The organism is Emticicia soli, assembly GCF_037860775.1.
Classification (GTDB): domain Bacteria; phylum Bacteroidota; class Bacteroidia; order Cytophagales; family Spirosomataceae; genus Emticicia; species Emticicia soli.
This window is the reverse complement of record NZ_JBBEWC010000001.1, coordinates 152,363-169,959: the sequence shown is the minus strand read 5'-3', so window position 1 is coordinate 169,959 and position 17,597 is coordinate 152,363. Positions and strand designations below refer to the sequence as shown.

The window sequence follows — 17,597 nt, the reverse complement described above, 5'->3', positions numbered from 1 at the left end:
GGGGTTTGAATCTCTATCCGGTCACAGTTCTTAGTTTTTTATTTTCCCTACTCCGTTTTCCTTTCTTCAATTCCCTACAAATTATCCAAATCAGCCTCTTTAGGTTTTGATAGTTGTTTTGAAAGATTCATAGATATACCTACAAAAAACGTACGATACATCGGCGGAATCACCTCAAAACGTTGCTTGCCATCAGCCGAATAACGGTAGCCAAATACATTTTTACGGGCAAAAAGGTTGTCGAGCGTAGCATAAAGCACTATAAAATTGCCCTTGATAGTACGAATATGGCTAGCCGATAAACTTACGTTCTGATAAGGCTTTGTGTATTCAGGCGTAAAAGAAGTAGTGGCAAAATCATAATTCGGGCGGCCGCTGGTGTGGGTAGCTGTAACACCTACGCTAGTGCTAATTTTCTCAAAGAATTGTTTATACACTACACTCACATTGTGCTTTGATGCAAAAGTAGGCATGGTTTGTTTCTGGTAATTTCTGAACAAACGCTCGGTATCCAGGAATGAATACGTAAGCCAGAATTCACCGTTTTTTATACTTTTCTTATCTCTGAAAAATACATCGAATCCTTGTGCATAACCTTTGCCGCTATTATCTGTTGTGCCCGTTGGGAAACGATAAGGGTTAGGGTCATAATAATAAGTATGCTCTAATACCAGATTTTTATAGTCTTTCTTAAAACCTTCTACTCTGAAAGTCCGGTCGTTTTTTATAATCTGGTAATTCAAAATCAGGTGATTAGCTAATTCATAACCCAGCTTTTGGTTTAGGTAAAGATAGTTTTTCTCAGGTGTTTGGTAAAACTGCCCTGCTGCCAATGATACCTGGCTGTATTGCCCCGTTTTATAAGCCAAAGAGATACGAGGTGCAATATTAGCTTTGCTGATAATACTCGTGTATTCGGTCCTCATACCAAATCTGCCTGCTAGTTTTGGGGTTAGGTAAACCTCTGTTTCTACAAAAGCTGTACTGTAATTATCTTTCAGACTTAAATCATATTGGTTATAGATATTGCCCACTTTAATGGCATGAAACTCTGCGCCGAATAAAACCGAACTGGCATTGTTTTTCCCAAATAGCCTTGTCATTACGGCACGTACCTGTGTGCGCTCGTCTAGTCGGTCGCCATCATCATTACCTATTTTTATTTTGTCTGTGTTGTGGCTATACGATAAACCTGTCAAGAGAACCCATCTGCCTTCGTCAAAATTTACCTGATAAGTACCATTCGTAAACACGTTCTTATTTTTCATTTCAAAAAGGTAATTAGAACCTGTCTCGTCATAAGTAGGAAACAACATAGCTGACTGGTTGTCAGAATAAGTCCCGTACAATTTTAAAGTGCTATTCTTAGTAAGGTTTTCGTTGTATGTCAAAGAAGTACTAAAACCTTGAGGAATTTTATCAAATACCACATTCGTTTTCATCAGGTTAAAAAACGGCGAAAGATTGGTATAATAAAGTGAGCCTGAAAGACTGCCTTTGTGGGTATAAGTTGCACCTATACCTGCAAGGTTGGCACCAATATTCCAACCGCTGGCATTGTCGGTTTTATCACGGGTCTGCAAAAGTAATACAGATGAAAGCGCCTGCCCATATTGTGCCGAATAGCCACCTGTGCTAAAAGCAGTGCCTTTAAACATAAATGGTGTGAAACGCCCACGTTGAGGCACATCAGGCGTGCTGCTAAAGAAAGGATTCTGTACTATCATGCCATCAATCAAGGTTTTGGTTTCGTTGGCAGAGCCACCTCTCACAAATAAGCCCTCTTGCTCGCCTACACGTTGTGCACCCGGTAGCAATTGCATTACCGCTGTAATATCAGCCCCACCGCCTGCGGTAGTTACAATATCAAGCGGTTTGAGCATAACCATTTTTTTACTGTCTGATGCCTCAAATGTCCCTGCCGTAATTGTAACCATATTTAGCACATTCATCGACTCCTGCATTTTAATACTTGTTTCAAGTGTAGCATTATTCAGCTTTATTTTTTGCTCAAAGTTTTCGTAGCCTACAAAACTGGCTGCAAGTGTAGCTGTATCTTTTCTGCTGGTTCTGAAACTGAAATTACCTTCTGAATCGCTCGAAGCACCATCATAGCTGCCTTTGATGAAAACATTAGCACCTGGTAGGGCTTCACCTTTTTTGTCGGTTATTTTGCCCTTAATGGTTGTTTGCCCAAACAATTGAGGTATCTGAAACAAAAAGAATAGAAGGTAAGGTAATAGCTTGCTCATAATAGTTTTGTTAAATGATGACACAAACCTATCTGAAAGCGAGGCTGAGCAATAGTGATTTCTGACAAACACGGTTTTCTGCGGAGTAAAGCAGTTTTATTGAAAGATAGATAAAGCAGATAATTGTATAGACCAAATGTCTTTTACTGATTAGTAAAACAAAACAATAAGCTCTAAATTTGTATTAGACATAGTTTTCAATTCAAGGCTCACCATCATGAAAAAGATTGCTATTATAGGTTGTGGCGGTGCCGGTAAATCTACACTGGCTCGCCAACTGGCAACAATACTACGTTTGCCGGTTATTCATCTGGACAAAGAATTCTGGCGACCGGGTTGGCAAATGCTACCCAAAGAAGAAGAAGGCAAAGTGCTTGAAAAGCTAAGCCGACAAACCGAGTGGATTATTGATGGTAATTATAAAAACACCATGTCGGCTCGTTTTAAAGAAGCAGACACCATTATTTTTCTTGATTTCTCAACCTTACTTTGTTTAAGGCGAGCCATAAGAAGATTTTTTACCTACCGGGGCAGAACCCGACCGGATATGACAGAAGGTTGCCCTGAAAAATTAGACTGGAGTTTTATTGGCTGGATTCTGAGCTACCGACACGCCTACCGCCCAATAGTACTTGATAAACTCAAACAGCATACCCAAAACCGCAAGATTTTGGTATTTAAAAAGCCAAAGCAAGTCTCTCAATTTCTGATTGCCCTCACAGAGTCAGGCGATTATAACTAAATACTGATTCGCTTCGTTTAGTTCAATCCTGAAAAACTACCACTTATCAGATTTTAAAGCCATTTATAGAAAATTTATCAATAACAAGGTACTATGTATAACAATGTATCTGCCAATACATTATATTTGTACTATCAAAACGAACTTAATTCGTAATTAATTATGAAAAAGCTATTTAACTTTGTATTACTTGCATCAGTATCTTTATTTGTTTTTTGTTCCTGCAAAAACAAAGGCAATATCTCTATCTCTCATAAAGAATCCGGAGATATTTATAAATTTTCAGCCTCTTTTCCGGAGGATAGAACCAAAGAAGTGCAGGAATATCTGGATGATAATCTGGAGACTCCGGCTGGTAACTTTTCTTTTAAAAATGCCCAAATCGATGCTAACATTGCCTTAGACAACGACATGAACTTCTACATAAAGATGTACCCTGGCAGTGTAAAAATAGAAATGGATAAATCGAAAAATTCATATGAAAACTATGCCCGTATGAAAAAAATGGGCGAAGAAATAGGAAAGGTACTTTCAAATGAATAAAAAGGCTAATTAACAAAGCTACTTGTAATATTAATAAAAAAGGCAACTGGTTTTCAGTTGCCTAGCTATTATTTTAAATGAAGTAATCCAAAATGTTCAGGTCTATGGAAGGCTGGTGATTTGCCACTCATGGTTGGGCTCCAGCATATAAAATTACATTCTTTAGGTGTACACTTCCAATTACCTTTTTTATGCGATTGTACCGAAACAATGCGGTAGAAATTAACACGATAATCTTTCGTTTTCTGATTGCCAATTAGAGCTAAAGGAATTTGTAATGTTCCACTCCAGCTATCGTTATCGGTCTTTACGGAGTGTTTTATACCTGCATTTTCATAACTTATCATATCGGCCGAGTTACCGCCGCCATGTCCTTTGGTTGGGTTGTGTATTTTACCAATCCACAATATATTATTAGGGTTAATCTCCAATTCCAGATACCTGTCGGGTACGTCGGTTCCTTCGGCTATAAATACCTCAAAAACCTCTTGGTTGTATAGTTCAGTATTATGTACTGTATAAGTGTTTTCTTTCCAGTAGGGGTTTTGCTTACACTCAAATGCTATATGCAGATATTGGTCGTCGTACTTTAGCTTTACTAAGGTTTCTTGTGGCGCTTGCTCACCATTGGTCGAATGCTTAAAATATTTTTGGTCGAGGGCCTTCCATTCGTTTTTCGATAAAGAAAGCGTATAATCAGCTAGCGGCATAAGAAAAAATAGAATATAAGGATAAAGAAATAGTAGCATAAGCAACACAAACAGTAAAGTAAATAAAAACGTCAGAATCTGTATAAGATTCTGACGTATATTAATAACCCTGAAATCAGGCAATTATCATATTATGATACACATTCTGCACGTCGTCGTCTTCCTCTAGTTTTTCAATCAGCTTTTCAACGTCGGCAGCTTGTTCTTCGGTGATAGTCTTCATATCAGTCGGAATCCGCTCGAAATCGGCCTGTAATAATTCAAAGCCTTTTTCTTCCAGAAACTTCTGCAAGCCTCCGAAAGCTGTAAACTCACCATAGATATTGATTTGATTTGTTTCTTCGTCTAAGAAAACCTCTTCTGCACCAAAATCAATCAATTCAAACTCTAGTTCTTCTACATCAATGTTGTCGGTTTTAGCAATCTTGAATACTGATTTTCTGTCGAAGATAAAATCTAGCATTCCTGATGTACCTAAACTACCGCCACATTTAGAAAAATAACTGCGGATATTAGCTACCGAGCGATTGGTGTTATCGGTTGTACACTCAACCAATATAGCAATGCCGTGTTGAGCATAGCCTTCATACACCATCTCTTTGTAATCTTCCTGGTCTTTCGAAGATGCTCTCTTAATTGCATTTTCTACGTTTGCCTTAGGCATATTGGCTGCCTTGGCATTTTGTATGATAGCTCTCAAACGAGAGTTGCTGTTAGGGTCAGGACCTGCAGATTTTACTGCAATGGCTATATCTTTACCAATACGGGTAAATGTTTTAGCCATTTGTCCCCAACGCTTCATTTTACGAGCTTTTCTAAATTCAAACGCTCTTCCCATATACTAAATATAATTTCTATTTTTAATAATTAACTACCTCCGCTTCATTTAAAAGCAGGGTAGGAGTTCAGAGTGCGAAATTAGAAAAATTTACTTTAAAAATCCACTTATTTCGTCCGATAAGGCAAATGTTTAGCTACTTGGGCTATCAACTGGCTGGCCATGTGGTGTGGCGTATCCATGCGGTTGTTGGGGCGTTGTGTTAGATTGGTCTTCCACAATAGCTCGCCGCTGGCTGCATCGTACAGGTTCACGTTGGTTTCTATGCCATCGTTGCCAATATAAGCAGGCATCATCGAGTAACGGTCCTGACGAGTGATTCTGACGCCCATCTGACCCCATATAACTGCATCTACTCCTAATAATTGCGCCAGACGGCCTTTGTCGTGTTGCCCAATATCTTCTAGTCTGATACCTCTTTCGGCTAGAATCTGGTTGGTTTTTGTGAAGTCCTGAAAAGCCAATTCGTATCTGCCTTTTTCTACTTGTTTGGCAGCGTAAGCAAACAATTCTTTTTGGCTATCTAAACTAGCTGTACGCTCTTGCTGGCTGAAAAAACGCTGGGTGCGTTCGCTTGGCTTACGGTTTGCCGGATTTTCGAACTGTACATCAAAAGGTAAAATAGCTACCCTCTGGTGAGTAGTTTTTACTTTCTCGAAATTATTTGAAACATAATCTCTCGAAGCAGAACAGGCCGATAGCACCGCTGCTAGAAGGATTATTGCGATGAAATTTTTATTTGCGTGTTTGGTTTTCATTTTATTATTGTTTTACCGAGTATTTAACGAAATTTGATAAAATTTCTTTTGTAATATCACGTGATTTTTCAAATCAGGGTTTTATTTTAGATAGGAATATTTTAAAAAGGATTAATTCGGCTATTACAGTTTAATTTAAGGCTAATAAGCAATTAAAATTCATGAGGCATTTTGCAATTGGTATCCTCTGGCGTGTGGGTATTCTGAGTATAGTCCTGATGGGGCTAGTGTATTTTTTCTTACAAGACCAATGGTCGGCCGTAGGCTTGTTTGGTATTCTGGGTGCGCTTATCTTCTTCTGGATTTTTAATTATACTACTTCCATCAATCGTAAACTTGCTCGTTTTTTTGAGTCAGTAAGGTATTCTGATTTTACAGTAAAGTTTCGGTCTGATAATAAACTTGGTAAAAGCTTTGAAGAGGTAAATCAGCAATTTAATGGGGTATTAGAAGCATTCCGCCAGGCTCGTGCAGAAAAAGAAGCAAACCTACACTATATCAATACCATTGTGCAGCACGTAAACGTTGGGCTTTTATCTTACGATTCATCGGGTAATATCGAGCTAATCAATAATGCCGCTTTCCGAATCTTGAACATCTACCGCTTACGAAATATAAACGAACTGGCTAAAACGGCTCATGCACCTTTGTATGACATACTTGAAAACATTCCCTCGGGCAGCAAAGCTTTATATCAGACTTCAAACGAAAAACAGATTTCAATTAATGCAGCTACTGTAAGTTTGCGTGGGCGGGTTATTAAACTAATCTCTTTGCAGAATATTCAGGCGGAGCTACAGCAGAAAGAATTAGAAGCATGGCAGAATCTAACAAAAGTATTGCGCCATGAGATTATGAACTCAGTAACGCCGATTGTCTCACTGGCAAGTACCATGCGTGAAATCATAGAATTAGACCTTTCAGAAAAGGAAGATATACAAGAAACAGTAAGCGATTTGAAAGAAGCACTCTTCACGATTGAAAACAGAAGTAAGGGAATTATGAACTTTGTGAATGCTTACCGTGAATTTACGAGTATTCCTAAACCTAAGTTTGTAGAGACAAACTCGAAAGAAGTAATAAGCCAGGTATTAAACCTGGTTCAGCCACAGTTAAAAGAAAAAGAAGTTGAATTAAAGACCAATTTCAAAGAAGATTTTGAATTGATGGCTGATACCGAACAAATTGCTATGGTTTTAATAAACATTATTAAGAATGCAGCAGAATCGGTCGAAAACAGATTGAATCCGCAAATAAAGATTAGCACTTACGAACTCGACGAGCAGAAAATTATAGAGATTGCCGATAATGGAAGTGGAATTGAGCCTGAGGCACTCGAAAAGATATTTATCCCTTTTTATACCACCAAAAAGACCGGCTCTGGTATTGGCTTGAGTCTCTCTCGCCAGATTATGCAAATGCATGGCGGAAACCTGAAAGTATCATCTAAAGTTGGCGAAGGGAGCAAGTTTTTAATAATATTCTGATGTGAATCTTTTAATTGAGCCAAAAAATAGCCCGAAATCACTGACTTCGGGCTGTTTTTTTATGAAAACAAAGAAAAATTATGCTTCTGTTTCTTCACTTGCTGCCGGAGCAACAGGTGCTTCTTCAACTGCAGCTGCTGGAGCTGTGTCTACTGCACGTTTAGCATCTTCTTCTTCTTGAATAGCGGCGTTATCTTTATCCATTTTACGCTCCATGATACCTTCTTCAATTGCTTTTCCTAATGCTAGGGTTACTAAAGCAACAGATTTGTAAGCATCATCATTAGCCGGGATTGGATACTCAACTGCTTCCGGGTTTGAGTTAGTATCGCACATTGCGATTACCGGAATACCTAAGCGATGCGCTTCTGCTACTGCAAGGTGCTCACGTTTTACGTCAACAACAAACAAAGCGGCAGGAAGTCTCGATAAATCAGCAACACCACCCAATAATCTTTCTAATTTGATACGCTCACGGTCAAGCATTAAGCGCTCACGTTTTGCTAAATTGCTAGCTGTAGCTTCGTCTTTCAACATACGCTCAACATTTTGCAATTTTTTCAAAGATTTCTTGATAGTTGCAAAGTTTGTTAGCATACCACCTAACCAACGCTCAGTTACGAAAGGCATCTTTAAGCGTTTAGCTTCTTCTGCTACAATTTCCTGTGCTTGTTTTTTGGTAGCAACAAACATGATTTTACGACCAGAACGAACAATTCCTTTTACAACTTGTTGAGCTTCTTCTAAACAAGCTAAAGTTTTGTTAAGGTCGATGATGTGGATACCGTTTTTCTCCATGAAAATATATGGAGCCATTTTCGGATCCCATTTACGAGTAAGGTGACCAAAGTGTACACCTGCATCTAAAAGGTCTTTGTACTGTAATTGTGCCATTTTTGATAAAATGTAAAAAGTGTTAGAAAAAAATGAAATACGCAGCACAGCACGTCGGCATCACTTTAAGTGCTGTCTGGACAAAACAAAATTTACGAATTACAGGTACCCGACAGAAAAAGTCTGAAACAAGCACTTGTAATTCGTAAAAAATATTAACGTTTCGAGAATTGGAATCTCTTACGAGCTTTACGGCGACCGTATTTTTTACGTTCAACCATACGAGAGTCACGAGTTAAGAATCCTTCTTTTTTCAATGCAGGACGGTTCTCAGTGTTTGCTTCACACAAAGCACGAGCAATTGCCATACGCACTGCTTCTGCTTGTCCGGCAATACCACCACCTTGTACATTTACTTTTAAATCGTATTGGCCAGTTGCATTTACAGCAGTAAATGGTTGGTTTAACACGATTTGAAGAATCTCAGAAGGAAAATACTCCTTTAATTCACGACCATTCACAGTAACTGCTCCATTTCCCTGCTTCATATAGATGCGGGCAACGGCTGTTTTTCTTCTACCTACTGCGTTGATAACTTGCATTATTATATAGGATTTTTGAAAATTTCTAAATTTTATAAATTATTACCCGTTTGATCAATTACAGTTCAATCGTTTTTGGCGTTTGTGCTGCATGTGGGTGGTTTGGTCCTTCGTATACATAAAGGTTTGTGTATAAACGACGGCCTAAACGTCCTTTTGGAAGCATACCTTTTACAGCATACTCAACTACACGACGACCATCTTTTGCCAATAACTCACGAGGAGTAGCAAAACGTTGTCCACCAGGGTGGCCAGTATGGCGTGTATAAACTTTGTCAGTCATTTTCTTTCCGGTCAAGCGGATTTTCTCAGCATTGATAACAATTACGTTATCGCCACAATCCACATGAGGAGTATAGTTTGTTTTGTTTTTACCACGAATGATATTCGCAATCTGGCTGCACAAACGACCCAAAACTTTATCGGTAGCATCTACAACCACCCATTCTTTATTAACCGTTCCGTTATTTGCGGAAATCGTTTTGTAACTTAAATGTTTCACAATTTTAAAAATTAATATGTGTTTGAAAAAAGCTTGTGCCATAACTGCTTTTACCCTTGCCCCCAAAAGCTTAGATGAACGCGTTATGACTCTTTTTCGCGAATTTTTGAGGTGTTGAAACAACACATAGCAGCTCCGGAAACAGTTGCTTCTCAAAATTGACAGTGCCCCTCGAACTAACGGGCTACGCTACGAGGGATGTATTTTGGGGCTGCAAAATTATAGATTTCTTTAAGAAAAAGCAATTATTTCTATTTTATTTTCTGCTAAACCATTGAAAATTAGTTCTTCTGATAAGAAGAAGCTAATTTTGTGAGATAGTTTAGAGTTGTTTATAACCTCCCATGAATAACAATGAGATTCAAAAAACTTTTTAGCCTTGCCATGTTTCTGGGCTTTTTACAGACCAGTATGGCACAATGGAAACTGAACGACCAGACACCCGTTCCGGTATCGACTGCTATTAATTTCCAATCGGCGCAGCTTTATGCAACAGACGAAGACGCAAACAGCTATTATGTTTGGTCTGACTACAGAACAGGAGTAGTAGAACTCTACGTACAGAAATTTGATAGCCGTGGCGTAGCGCAATGGCAAAAAGATGGCCTCAGAATAGGCAATGTATTAGGCAACTACGATGTACTTTATAGCCAGAGAGTAATACGGCCCGATGGGCAGGGGGGCGCTTTTGTAGGCTGGCATCTTTTGCCCGATGTCAATAATACGGGGCATCGACAGTTTTACGCACAGCATGTTTCTAAAGATGGCAAGGTTTTGTGGGCCGAAGGTGGTAAAAAATTGACAGATATGGAGTTATGGACAGTCGAACCCTATGACGATGTGTTTGACATTGTGAATCTCGGCAACAATCAACTTTTGGTTTTATTCAATCAATTTGTAGGAGCTACCGGTATTAATACTGTATATACTAAAAAGGTTGACTTTGATGGAAATACTGTTGAAGACGAAAAGAAACTATTTGAAAACAACCGAATAGAAGATAAGGTAATATATGATGCTAAAAACAAACGTTTTTTAGCAATGATTAAAGACAATCAGGCCGACTATCTTTTCCAGACTTTCAATGCTGATAATACGCCTATCTTACCAAGCCCTATTGCGGTTTATCAGAATCCGGTAGCGGGTAATTCTCGTATCGACCTATTTAAAGTAGACAACGACGGAAACGCCGTAATAGGCAGAACCTTGTCGGTTGATGATGGTCGCAAATTTGTTTTTGGCCATAAAGTAGATATAAATGGGAAAGCACTATGGGGAGCTAACGGAATTAACCTGGGTAGCGACCGTACTTTTGATATACAGATTGTACCAACAAGCGATGGCGGCGGTATTGCAACATGGGTTGAAACCGCTAGCCAGACACAGCCCTTCAAAATCGCAAAAATTACCTCAACCGGAACCATGCTTTGGGATGCCGATGTGTTTTCTCCTCGTTCTGATAAACCTTATGTATTACCAAATAAACTAGAGCCTGACGGAAAAGACGGTGTTTATACCCTTTGGCTTGCACCAAAAACAGTAGGTTATGACCTAACCGTGCAACACTTTGATAACATTGGTCAAAAACGCTTTGGTACTGACGGTGTTTCTATTAAAGACTTTACTTATTACAGCGGCCCACGTGTGATTCCTTACCCAAAAGGTGGTGTGATTGTATATTGGGGTGCAAATAAAGAAGAAAGCGATGGGATAGGCTACACCGTTGACTTATACACCAATTACATTACCGAAACAGGGCGTTTCGGTCTTGATGAGTCGCCTGTAATTGTAGTACCGCCTCTTGAGGCTAATAAATTCTGCGCCGGACAGTCGTTTGCAACTAGATTTATTTTGGGCGGTTCTGCTTTTAGTTTCAACAATACTTTCAAGGTTCTGTTGTCGGACAAAGATGGTAGCTTTGCCAATGCTACCGAAATCGGCCAAGATAGCAGAACAACAATTACCGTAAGAACTCCACAGACTTTAGAAAAAGGAACGTATAAAATAAAAATAGTTTCTTCTTCGCCTGCAGTTGAGAGTAATACAATAGATATAGTAATAGACGAAGCCGGAGCACCTGTGATTACGGCCGATAAATTATCGAATTGTGCCGGAGAGGTATTTAACCTATCTGCCACAGGTTGTGACGCCGGAACTGTAAAGTGGTCGAATAATGAAGAAGGCAGAAGATTATCAATAGCGCTTGAAAATGCGGCTACTTTTACAGCGGTTTGCAGTGTATTGGGCTGTAAAAATAGTGAGGCATCTAACGAGGTAGCTTTACAAGTAACTAAGGTAACGGCTACGGCTGGCAACACTGGTCCTTTCTATATAGGCGAATCTATTAAGTTAAGCAGTTCGGGCGGAACAAAATATGCATGGACAGGCCCGGACTCTTTTACTTCAAGCGAGCAGAACCCTACTATTCTGAATGCAGCTCTGACAATGGGCGGCGTATATAGCGTATTAGTTACAGATGCTAATAACTGTACCGGAAAAGCTGAAACTACTGTGTTAATAAATAATGTATTGGGTGTAGAAAAAGAAGTAAATATCCGCACATTTCCGAACCCGACAAGCCATGAAGTAATAGTAGAGTTTTATGCACTAGCAAACAATATGGTTGATATTTCGTTGATTGATATGCGTGGTGCCGTAGTAGGCGAGCGCAAGATTAAAGCTATCGGCGGATTCCAGCAAGAATTGATAGATATTCGTCATTTTACCAAAGGGCGCTATCTCATTAAAGTAAATACAGCAAAGCAAGAAGTAATCAAAAAAATAATTGTAGAAAATTAAAAGAATTTAGTGATTTAGCGAATGAGTGATTTAGTGATTAAAGTAATGACATTTAAAGTTTAATCACTAAATCATGCAATTACCGCAGCAGCGGCCGCCCTTCACCCAATAAATTGAAATGGCATTAAGAACATACTTTCTTCAGGTAAAAGAAGTTGTAACCGAAACTCCCGATTGTGTAACAATTTATTTCTGGCACCCATTAAGTGAGCAGATAAAATATAAGGCAGGACAATTTATTACAGTAATAGTGCCGATTAATGGCAAAAAGGAGCGCAGGAGTTATTCTATGTCTACCTCGCCTCATACCGATACTTCTATTGGTATTACTGTAAAACGTGTGCAAGGTGGCATGGTGTCAAATTATCTCAACGATAGAGTTAAGGTTGGCGATTTTCTGGAGATAGTAGAGCCAATGGGTAATTTTGTTTTTGAACCAGACCCCGAAAAAACTCGTCACCTTGTGCTTTTTGCTGCCGGAAGCGGCATTACGCCTATGATGTCTATTGCCAAATCTCTACTGAAAATGGAGCCTGAATCGAGAATCACACTTGTATATGGCAACCGCAGCGAGGCAAGCATTATTTTTAAAGACAAGATTGAAGAAATGGAATATGCTTATCGTGGGCGTTTCATAGTGCATCATATTATTTCTCGCCCTTCTGATTATTGGGTAGGGCAGGTTGGGCGCATCAGCCAAGGTATCAGTATCCGCTTTATGAAAGACTCTTTCACTGATTTTGCAAAAGATAGTTTTTATCTATGCGGCCCGGTTGGCATGATGGAAGATGTAATAAAAGGGCTGAATATATATGATGTAAAAAAAGAGCAGATTCATCGTGAGAATTTCCATGCGCCAATGCTTGACGAAATTCATGTAGAAGAAAACGATAATTCGTTAAAAGCCCAGATGATAAAACTCATCTACGATGGCGAAGAATATGAGTTTGAAGTGAAACCGCATGAGAGTATTCTTGAAGCAGCACTCGATTTAGATATCGACTTACCATACTCTTGCCAGGCGGGTATGTGTACCGCTTGCTTGGGTAAGTGTTTATCAGGTAAAGTGAAAATGGACGAGGAAGAAGGCTTAACCGAAAAGGAAATAAAACAGGGGTATATACTCACTTGTGTGGCACACCCGCTCACAGAAGGAGTAGTGGTTGAAATTGATTAAAAAAAAATTAAAATAAACCTATACGAATATCAGCTTTTCAAATCAAGCCCTACCTTTACTATGTAAGCTCTTTAGAATTATTACTTTCATTTAAAAATGTGTTGTTTTGGCTTGCTCAAAACCTCCTGATTTTTAAATAATAGCATAAAACTCTAAACAGCTTCTTAATCAAAAATAAAAGCCTCTGTTTGGCGTTAATTGTTAAAAATTTCAGGAATCGTGCTTGTTAGGAAGATCATTATTTTAGGGGCTTTTGCTTTGAGCTTGTTTACAGTTTTTAGTTCGTTTATTTTATCCCCGAAACCTTCACATTATCAGACATTACAAGACAAGTGGGCCGACAGCCTGCTTGCTACTATGTCGGTTGACCAAAAAGTAGGTCAGTTGTTTATGATTGCTACTTTTTCGAACCGTACCGAGAAATACTATCAACAGGTTGAAAATAACATAGCCACCTATCATTTGGGTGGGCTTATCTTTTTTCAGGGCGGGCCGCATCGTCAGGCAAAGCTTACCAATCGTTATCAGCAAATCTCTCGCATTCCGCTATTAATTGGCATGGATGCCGAATGGGGGCTTGGTATGCGCCTTGATAGCACTATCGATTTTCCAAAGCAGATTACATTAGGTGCTATACAGGATAATAGCTATGTCGAAAAATTCGGAGAAGAAATCGGCCGCCAATGTAAGCGTATGGGCATCCATATCAATTTTGCCCCTTCTGTCGATGTCAACACTAATCCCGATAATCCGATTATCAATTATCGGTCATTCGGTGAATCACAGATAAATGTGGCCGAAAAAGGGATTGCTTATGTGCGAGGCATGAAAAAATACAATATTCTGGGTAGTGCCAAGCATTTTCCGGGGCATGGCGATACCGACCAGGATTCGCACCATACACTCCCTGTGGTAAATCATACTTTACAAAGGCTAAACGAGGTTGAACTGTATCCGTTCCGCCGTTTAATTGCCGATAGCGTAGGTACAGTTATGACAGGCCATTTGTTTGTGCCTGCCTTAGAGCCTCGTGGTACTACGCCTACCTCAATCTCTGAGAAAATTGTAACACAGATCATTAAAAATCAGATGGGTTTCAAGGGCTTAACTGTAACCGATGCGCTAAATATGCGAGGCATTACGCAGGGTTTACAACCCGGCGAGCCTGAGTTGCTGGCTTTTATGGCCGGAAACGATATTCTTCTGCAATCGGGTAATTTGCCGGCAGCGTTTAAAAGAATAAAACAAGCTGTAGAGTCAGGACAGATTCAGATGGATATTCTGAATATGCGTGTAAAGAAAATACTGAAAGCCAAATATTGGGCAGGTTTAAATAATTATAAACCCATTGAAATGGCAGGGTTGAGTAGTGATTTAAACAGCAAGAAATCGCTTGACCTCAAAGCCGAATTATTTGAACAAGCCGTTACTATTGCCCGTAACGAAAACAATCTTTTGCCTTTTACTCACCTTGATACTCTAACCTTTGCATCGGTAGCCATCAGTTCTGAATACGAAAATGTTTTTCAGAAAACCCTGAGCCAATATGCCAATTTCAAACACTTTACGGTACCTTTTAAACCAAGCACCGAAAAAGATGTGGCCTGGGTGCTCGACGAAGCCGCTAAATACAAGGTAGTAGTAGTAAGTGTACATGGCATGAACAGCAAAGGCGAACGAAACTACGGCGTGTCTCCGGCAACTGTAACTTTTATTAATCAACTAAGCCAGCGAACCAATGTGGTTGTGTGTGCCTTTGGTAACCCTTATGGGCTTAAATTATATGGTAATTCCAGAAATCTGGTGTGTGGCTACGAAGACGACCCAATCTCGCATAAAATAGTACCTCAGGTATTGTTCGGAGCCTTACCTGCTAAAGGCCGCCTGCCTGTGTCGGTAGCTAATGATTTAAAAGTTGGTAACGGTATTCAGACCCCAAAACTAGGTAGAGTATCGTTTGGTAATGCCGAAAGTGTAGGCATGAACAGCCAGAAACTAGACGAAATAGAGCAAGTTGTAAAACAAGGCATCGATAACAGGGCTTTTCCGGGCTGTCAGGTTTTAGTAGCTCGCCAGGGCAAAATAGTTTATAACCGTAGTTTTGGTACACTTCGCTATGGTGTTTACGAACCCGTAAACGACCAGACTTTATACGATATAGCTTCTATGACAAAGGTCTCGGCAACCTTGCAAGGAGTAATGATGCTGAATGAAAGGGGCGAAATAGATATGAACGAGAAAATCTCTAAGTATCTGCCCGAAATGAAAGGTACTAATAAAGAAAATATGCTGGTTTCAGATATTCTTATGCATCAGGCAGGTTTGGTTGCTTTTGTGCCTTTCTGGGAGAAAACCAAAACCGGAAACTCATTGAGCAATAACTATTATAGCACCGTTTATGATAGCCTGCAAGTGCCACCAAACTTACAGGTTGCGAGTAATTTATTCATCAAACCGGCCATAAGAGACTCTGTTTGGCGATGGGTGATGCAGTCGAAACTCTTGAATATCTACGATAGACTCGGGGGCTATCGCTATACATACAGCGATTTAGGCTTGCTGATTCTTCAAAAACTGGTAGAGCGCATTACCAACCAACCTTTAGACGAGTTTCTGGAACAGAACCTCTATGAGCCATTGGGGATGACCGCTACGCTTTATAACCCCTTGCAGCGATTTCCGAAAAACAACATTGCACCTACCGAAAACGAAGCAATTTTCAGGGCTTCGCAGATACAAGGAACTGTCCACGACCCTAATGCCGCATTGCTGGGCGGGGTAGCAGGCCATGCAGGTTTATTCAGCAATGCTTCTGATTTAGTAAAACTCTTTCAGATGAATCTGCAGAATGGTTTTTATGGAGGGCGTAATTTCCTGTTTCCTGAAACCGTGAGGCATTTTGCTAAAAACTATACCCAAAAAAGCCACAGAGGGCTAGGTTGGGACAAACCCAATTCGGGCGATAGCCCCATTATAGGATCAACAGCCTCAGCTAATACTTATGGGCACTCTGGTTTTACCGGAACTGTCGTTTGGGTTGACCCCGACCGTGAACTTATTTTTATTTTCCTTTCAAATAGAGTTTATCCACTTTCTACCAATAACAAAATCAACACCCTACGCATCCGAAAAAGGATTCATGAGATAATCAACGAATCTATTATTGTGCAATAAGTTTTCTACGCCAAGCACTTTTTTCTCCCTTCATATTTTTGCTTAATAAAAAACTACAGTCAACAGAGGTACTAAATCGATTTACGATAGTATTTATAGAGGCTTATTATGTTGTTTTGCCTACATAAGAAAGAACAAATAATATCTTTGAAAAATCAAAGAAAATAAACAATTACTGTTATTTTTGCCCTATAGCATTTTACCCAGATGCACATTCATATATTCAACACTTATAACCTTTAAGATGGAAATTTCAATTCACAACTGGATGCGGGCCGAATCCATAGAGACTACTATTAAACGAATTGCCGGACTTGGATATGACAAACTGGAGATTCAAGGCACCCCAGAAGCGTATGATACAAAAAAAATAAGCAAACTACTAAAAGACAATGGACTGACATGTTGGGGCTCAGTAACCCTAATGCTGGAAGACAGAAACCTGCTTGCCAAAGACAAAACTCAAAGAGCAAAATCGGTACAATACATCAAAGATGTAGTAACAATGGTAAAAGAACTCGACGGCCAGATGGTATCGGTTGTACCGGGTACAGTAGGTAAAATCATACCCGATGGCAGACCGGAAGAAGAGTGGGAGTGGGCCGTAGAAGGTATGAAACAAATATATGAATATGCCGAAAGCGTAGGGATATTATTAGGCATTGAGCCAATTAACCGTTTTGAAACTTATTTTATCAATAGAGGCGACCAGGCACTAGCACTTGCCGAAGCTGTAGGCCCTAAATGTGGCGTATGTTTAGATACTTTCCACATGAATATTGAAGAAGATAACACTTACGATGCTATTCGCCGTGCAAAAGGCCGTTTGGTTGGTTTCCACGTTGCCGATAGCAACCGTATGGCGCCGGGAATGGGTACTATCAACTGGCCTAAAATTATTGAGACCCTGCGTGAAATAGAATACGACAAAGTATTATCAGTAGAATTCTGCGCTCCACTAGACAGAACACCTGCAAACCCGTATCCAAACTCGATTGAACTAATGCCTGAAGGGCTAAGCCCTGAGCAGAAGAAGTTTCTGGAAGACCACGGTAGCTCTTCAGTAACAGAAGAGTTTTATTCAATGCTTACAAGAAGGTCTATCGAAACCCTGAGACCGCTTATCTGATACTAAATATGTGGGGCAAACTTCCGGTTTGCCCTATAATCAAAGTTAAC

The 17,597-nt window shown here is 39.7% G+C and carries 14 protein-coding genes; 7 read left to right on the top strand and 7 right to left on the bottom strand.

Features of this window, described 5'->3' with window-relative positions; genetic code table 11:
- Window positions 1–74: 74 nt before the first annotated feature.
- The gene (locus tag WAE64_RS00790; protein ID WP_340233366.1) at window positions 75–2,252 is read right to left on the bottom strand and encodes a TonB-dependent receptor; all 2,178 of its coding nucleotides are present in this window, start codon (window positions 2,250–2,252) and stop codon (window positions 75–77) included.
- Between the two features lie 217 nt (window positions 2,253–2,469).
- On the opposite strand from WAE64_RS00790, the gene WAE64_RS00785 reads away from it, so the two are divergent.
- Complete coding sequence (locus WAE64_RS00785; protein WP_340233364.1) at window positions 2,470–2,994, top strand: DNA topology modulation protein; 525 nt, start codon at window positions 2,470–2,472, stop codon at window positions 2,992–2,994.
- 162 nt (window positions 2,995–3,156) lie between these two features.
- The gene (locus WAE64_RS00780) at window positions 3,157–3,537 is read left to right on the top strand and encodes a hypothetical protein (protein ID WP_340233362.1); all 381 of its coding nucleotides are present in this window, start codon (window positions 3,157–3,159) and stop codon (window positions 3,535–3,537) included.
- A gap of 68 nt (window positions 3,538–3,605) precedes the next feature.
- On the opposite strand, the gene WAE64_RS00775 is transcribed toward WAE64_RS00780, so the two are convergent.
- The 3 genes from WAE64_RS00775 to WAE64_RS00765 form a co-directional block, all read right to left on the bottom strand.
- Window positions 3,606–4,286 (bottom strand): carbohydrate-binding family 9-like protein, encoded by a 681-nt coding sequence (locus tag WAE64_RS00775; RefSeq protein WP_340233360.1) that lies wholly within the window; start codon window positions 4,284–4,286, stop codon window positions 3,606–3,608.
- A 76-nt stretch (window positions 4,287–4,362) separates the two neighbouring features.
- Window positions 4,363–5,085, bottom strand: a complete 723-nt coding sequence (locus WAE64_RS00770) for a YebC/PmpR family DNA-binding transcriptional regulator (protein ID WP_340233358.1) — start codon at window positions 5,083–5,085, stop codon at window positions 4,363–4,365.
- 107 nt (window positions 5,086–5,192) lie between these two features.
- On the bottom strand, window positions 5,193–5,843 hold the full coding sequence (locus tag WAE64_RS00765) for a hypothetical protein (RefSeq protein ID WP_340233356.1): 651 nt from the start codon (window positions 5,841–5,843) through the stop codon (window positions 5,193–5,195).
- A gap of 161 nt (window positions 5,844–6,004) precedes the next feature.
- Here WAE64_RS00765 and WAE64_RS00760 point away from each other — a divergent pair, with 161 nt between their 5' ends.
- Entirely contained in the window at window positions 6,005–7,330 is a 1,326-nt protein-coding gene (locus WAE64_RS00760; RefSeq protein ID WP_340233354.1) for a sensor histidine kinase, read from the top strand.
- Window positions 7,331–7,408: 78 nt separating this feature from the next.
- Here WAE64_RS00760 and rpsB read toward each other — a convergent pair whose 3' ends face one another.
- The 3 genes from rpsB to rplM form a co-directional block, all read right to left on the bottom strand.
- Window positions 7,409–8,224 carry a 30S ribosomal protein S2 gene (gene rpsB / locus WAE64_RS00755; protein ID WP_340233352.1) on the bottom strand — a complete coding sequence of 272 codons (816 nt, stop codon included), beginning with the start codon at window positions 8,222–8,224 and terminating at the stop codon, window positions 7,409–7,411.
- 155 nt (window positions 8,225–8,379) lie between these two features.
- Window positions 8,380–8,766, bottom strand: coding sequence for a 30S ribosomal protein S9 (gene rpsI, locus WAE64_RS00750; RefSeq protein ID WP_101724513.1), 387 nt, complete (start codon window positions 8,764–8,766; stop codon window positions 8,380–8,382).
- A gap of 58 nt (window positions 8,767–8,824) precedes the next feature.
- A complete protein-coding gene (rplM, locus tag WAE64_RS00745; RefSeq protein ID WP_340233340.1) occupies window positions 8,825–9,268 on the bottom strand; it encodes a 50S ribosomal protein L13 in 444 nt (147 codons plus the stop codon).
- A gap of 354 nt (window positions 9,269–9,622) precedes the next feature.
- On the opposite strand from rplM, the gene WAE64_RS00740 reads away from it, so the two are divergent.
- The 4 genes from WAE64_RS00740 (at window position 9,623) to WAE64_RS00725 (ending at window position 17,547) form a co-directional block, all read left to right on the top strand.
- On the top strand, window positions 9,623–12,067 hold the full coding sequence (locus WAE64_RS00740; RefSeq protein ID WP_340233338.1) for a T9SS type A sorting domain-containing protein: 2,445 nt from the start codon (window positions 9,623–9,625) through the stop codon (window positions 12,065–12,067).
- Between the two features lie 118 nt (window positions 12,068–12,185).
- Window positions 12,186–13,244: a 2Fe-2S iron-sulfur cluster-binding protein gene (locus tag WAE64_RS00735; RefSeq protein WP_340233336.1), complete on the top strand. Its 1,059-nt coding sequence runs from the start codon at window positions 12,186–12,188 to the stop codon at window positions 13,242–13,244.
- A gap of 219 nt (window positions 13,245–13,463) precedes the next feature.
- Window positions 13,464–16,418, top strand: a complete 2,955-nt coding sequence (locus tag WAE64_RS00730; protein WP_340233334.1) for a serine hydrolase domain-containing protein — start codon at window positions 13,464–13,466, stop codon at window positions 16,416–16,418.
- A 244-nt stretch (window positions 16,419–16,662) separates the two neighbouring features.
- Window positions 16,663–17,547: a sugar phosphate isomerase/epimerase family protein gene (locus tag WAE64_RS00725; RefSeq protein ID WP_340233331.1), complete on the top strand. Its 885-nt coding sequence runs from the start codon at window positions 16,663–16,665 to the stop codon at window positions 17,545–17,547.
- Window positions 17,548–17,597: the final 50 nt, after the last annotated feature.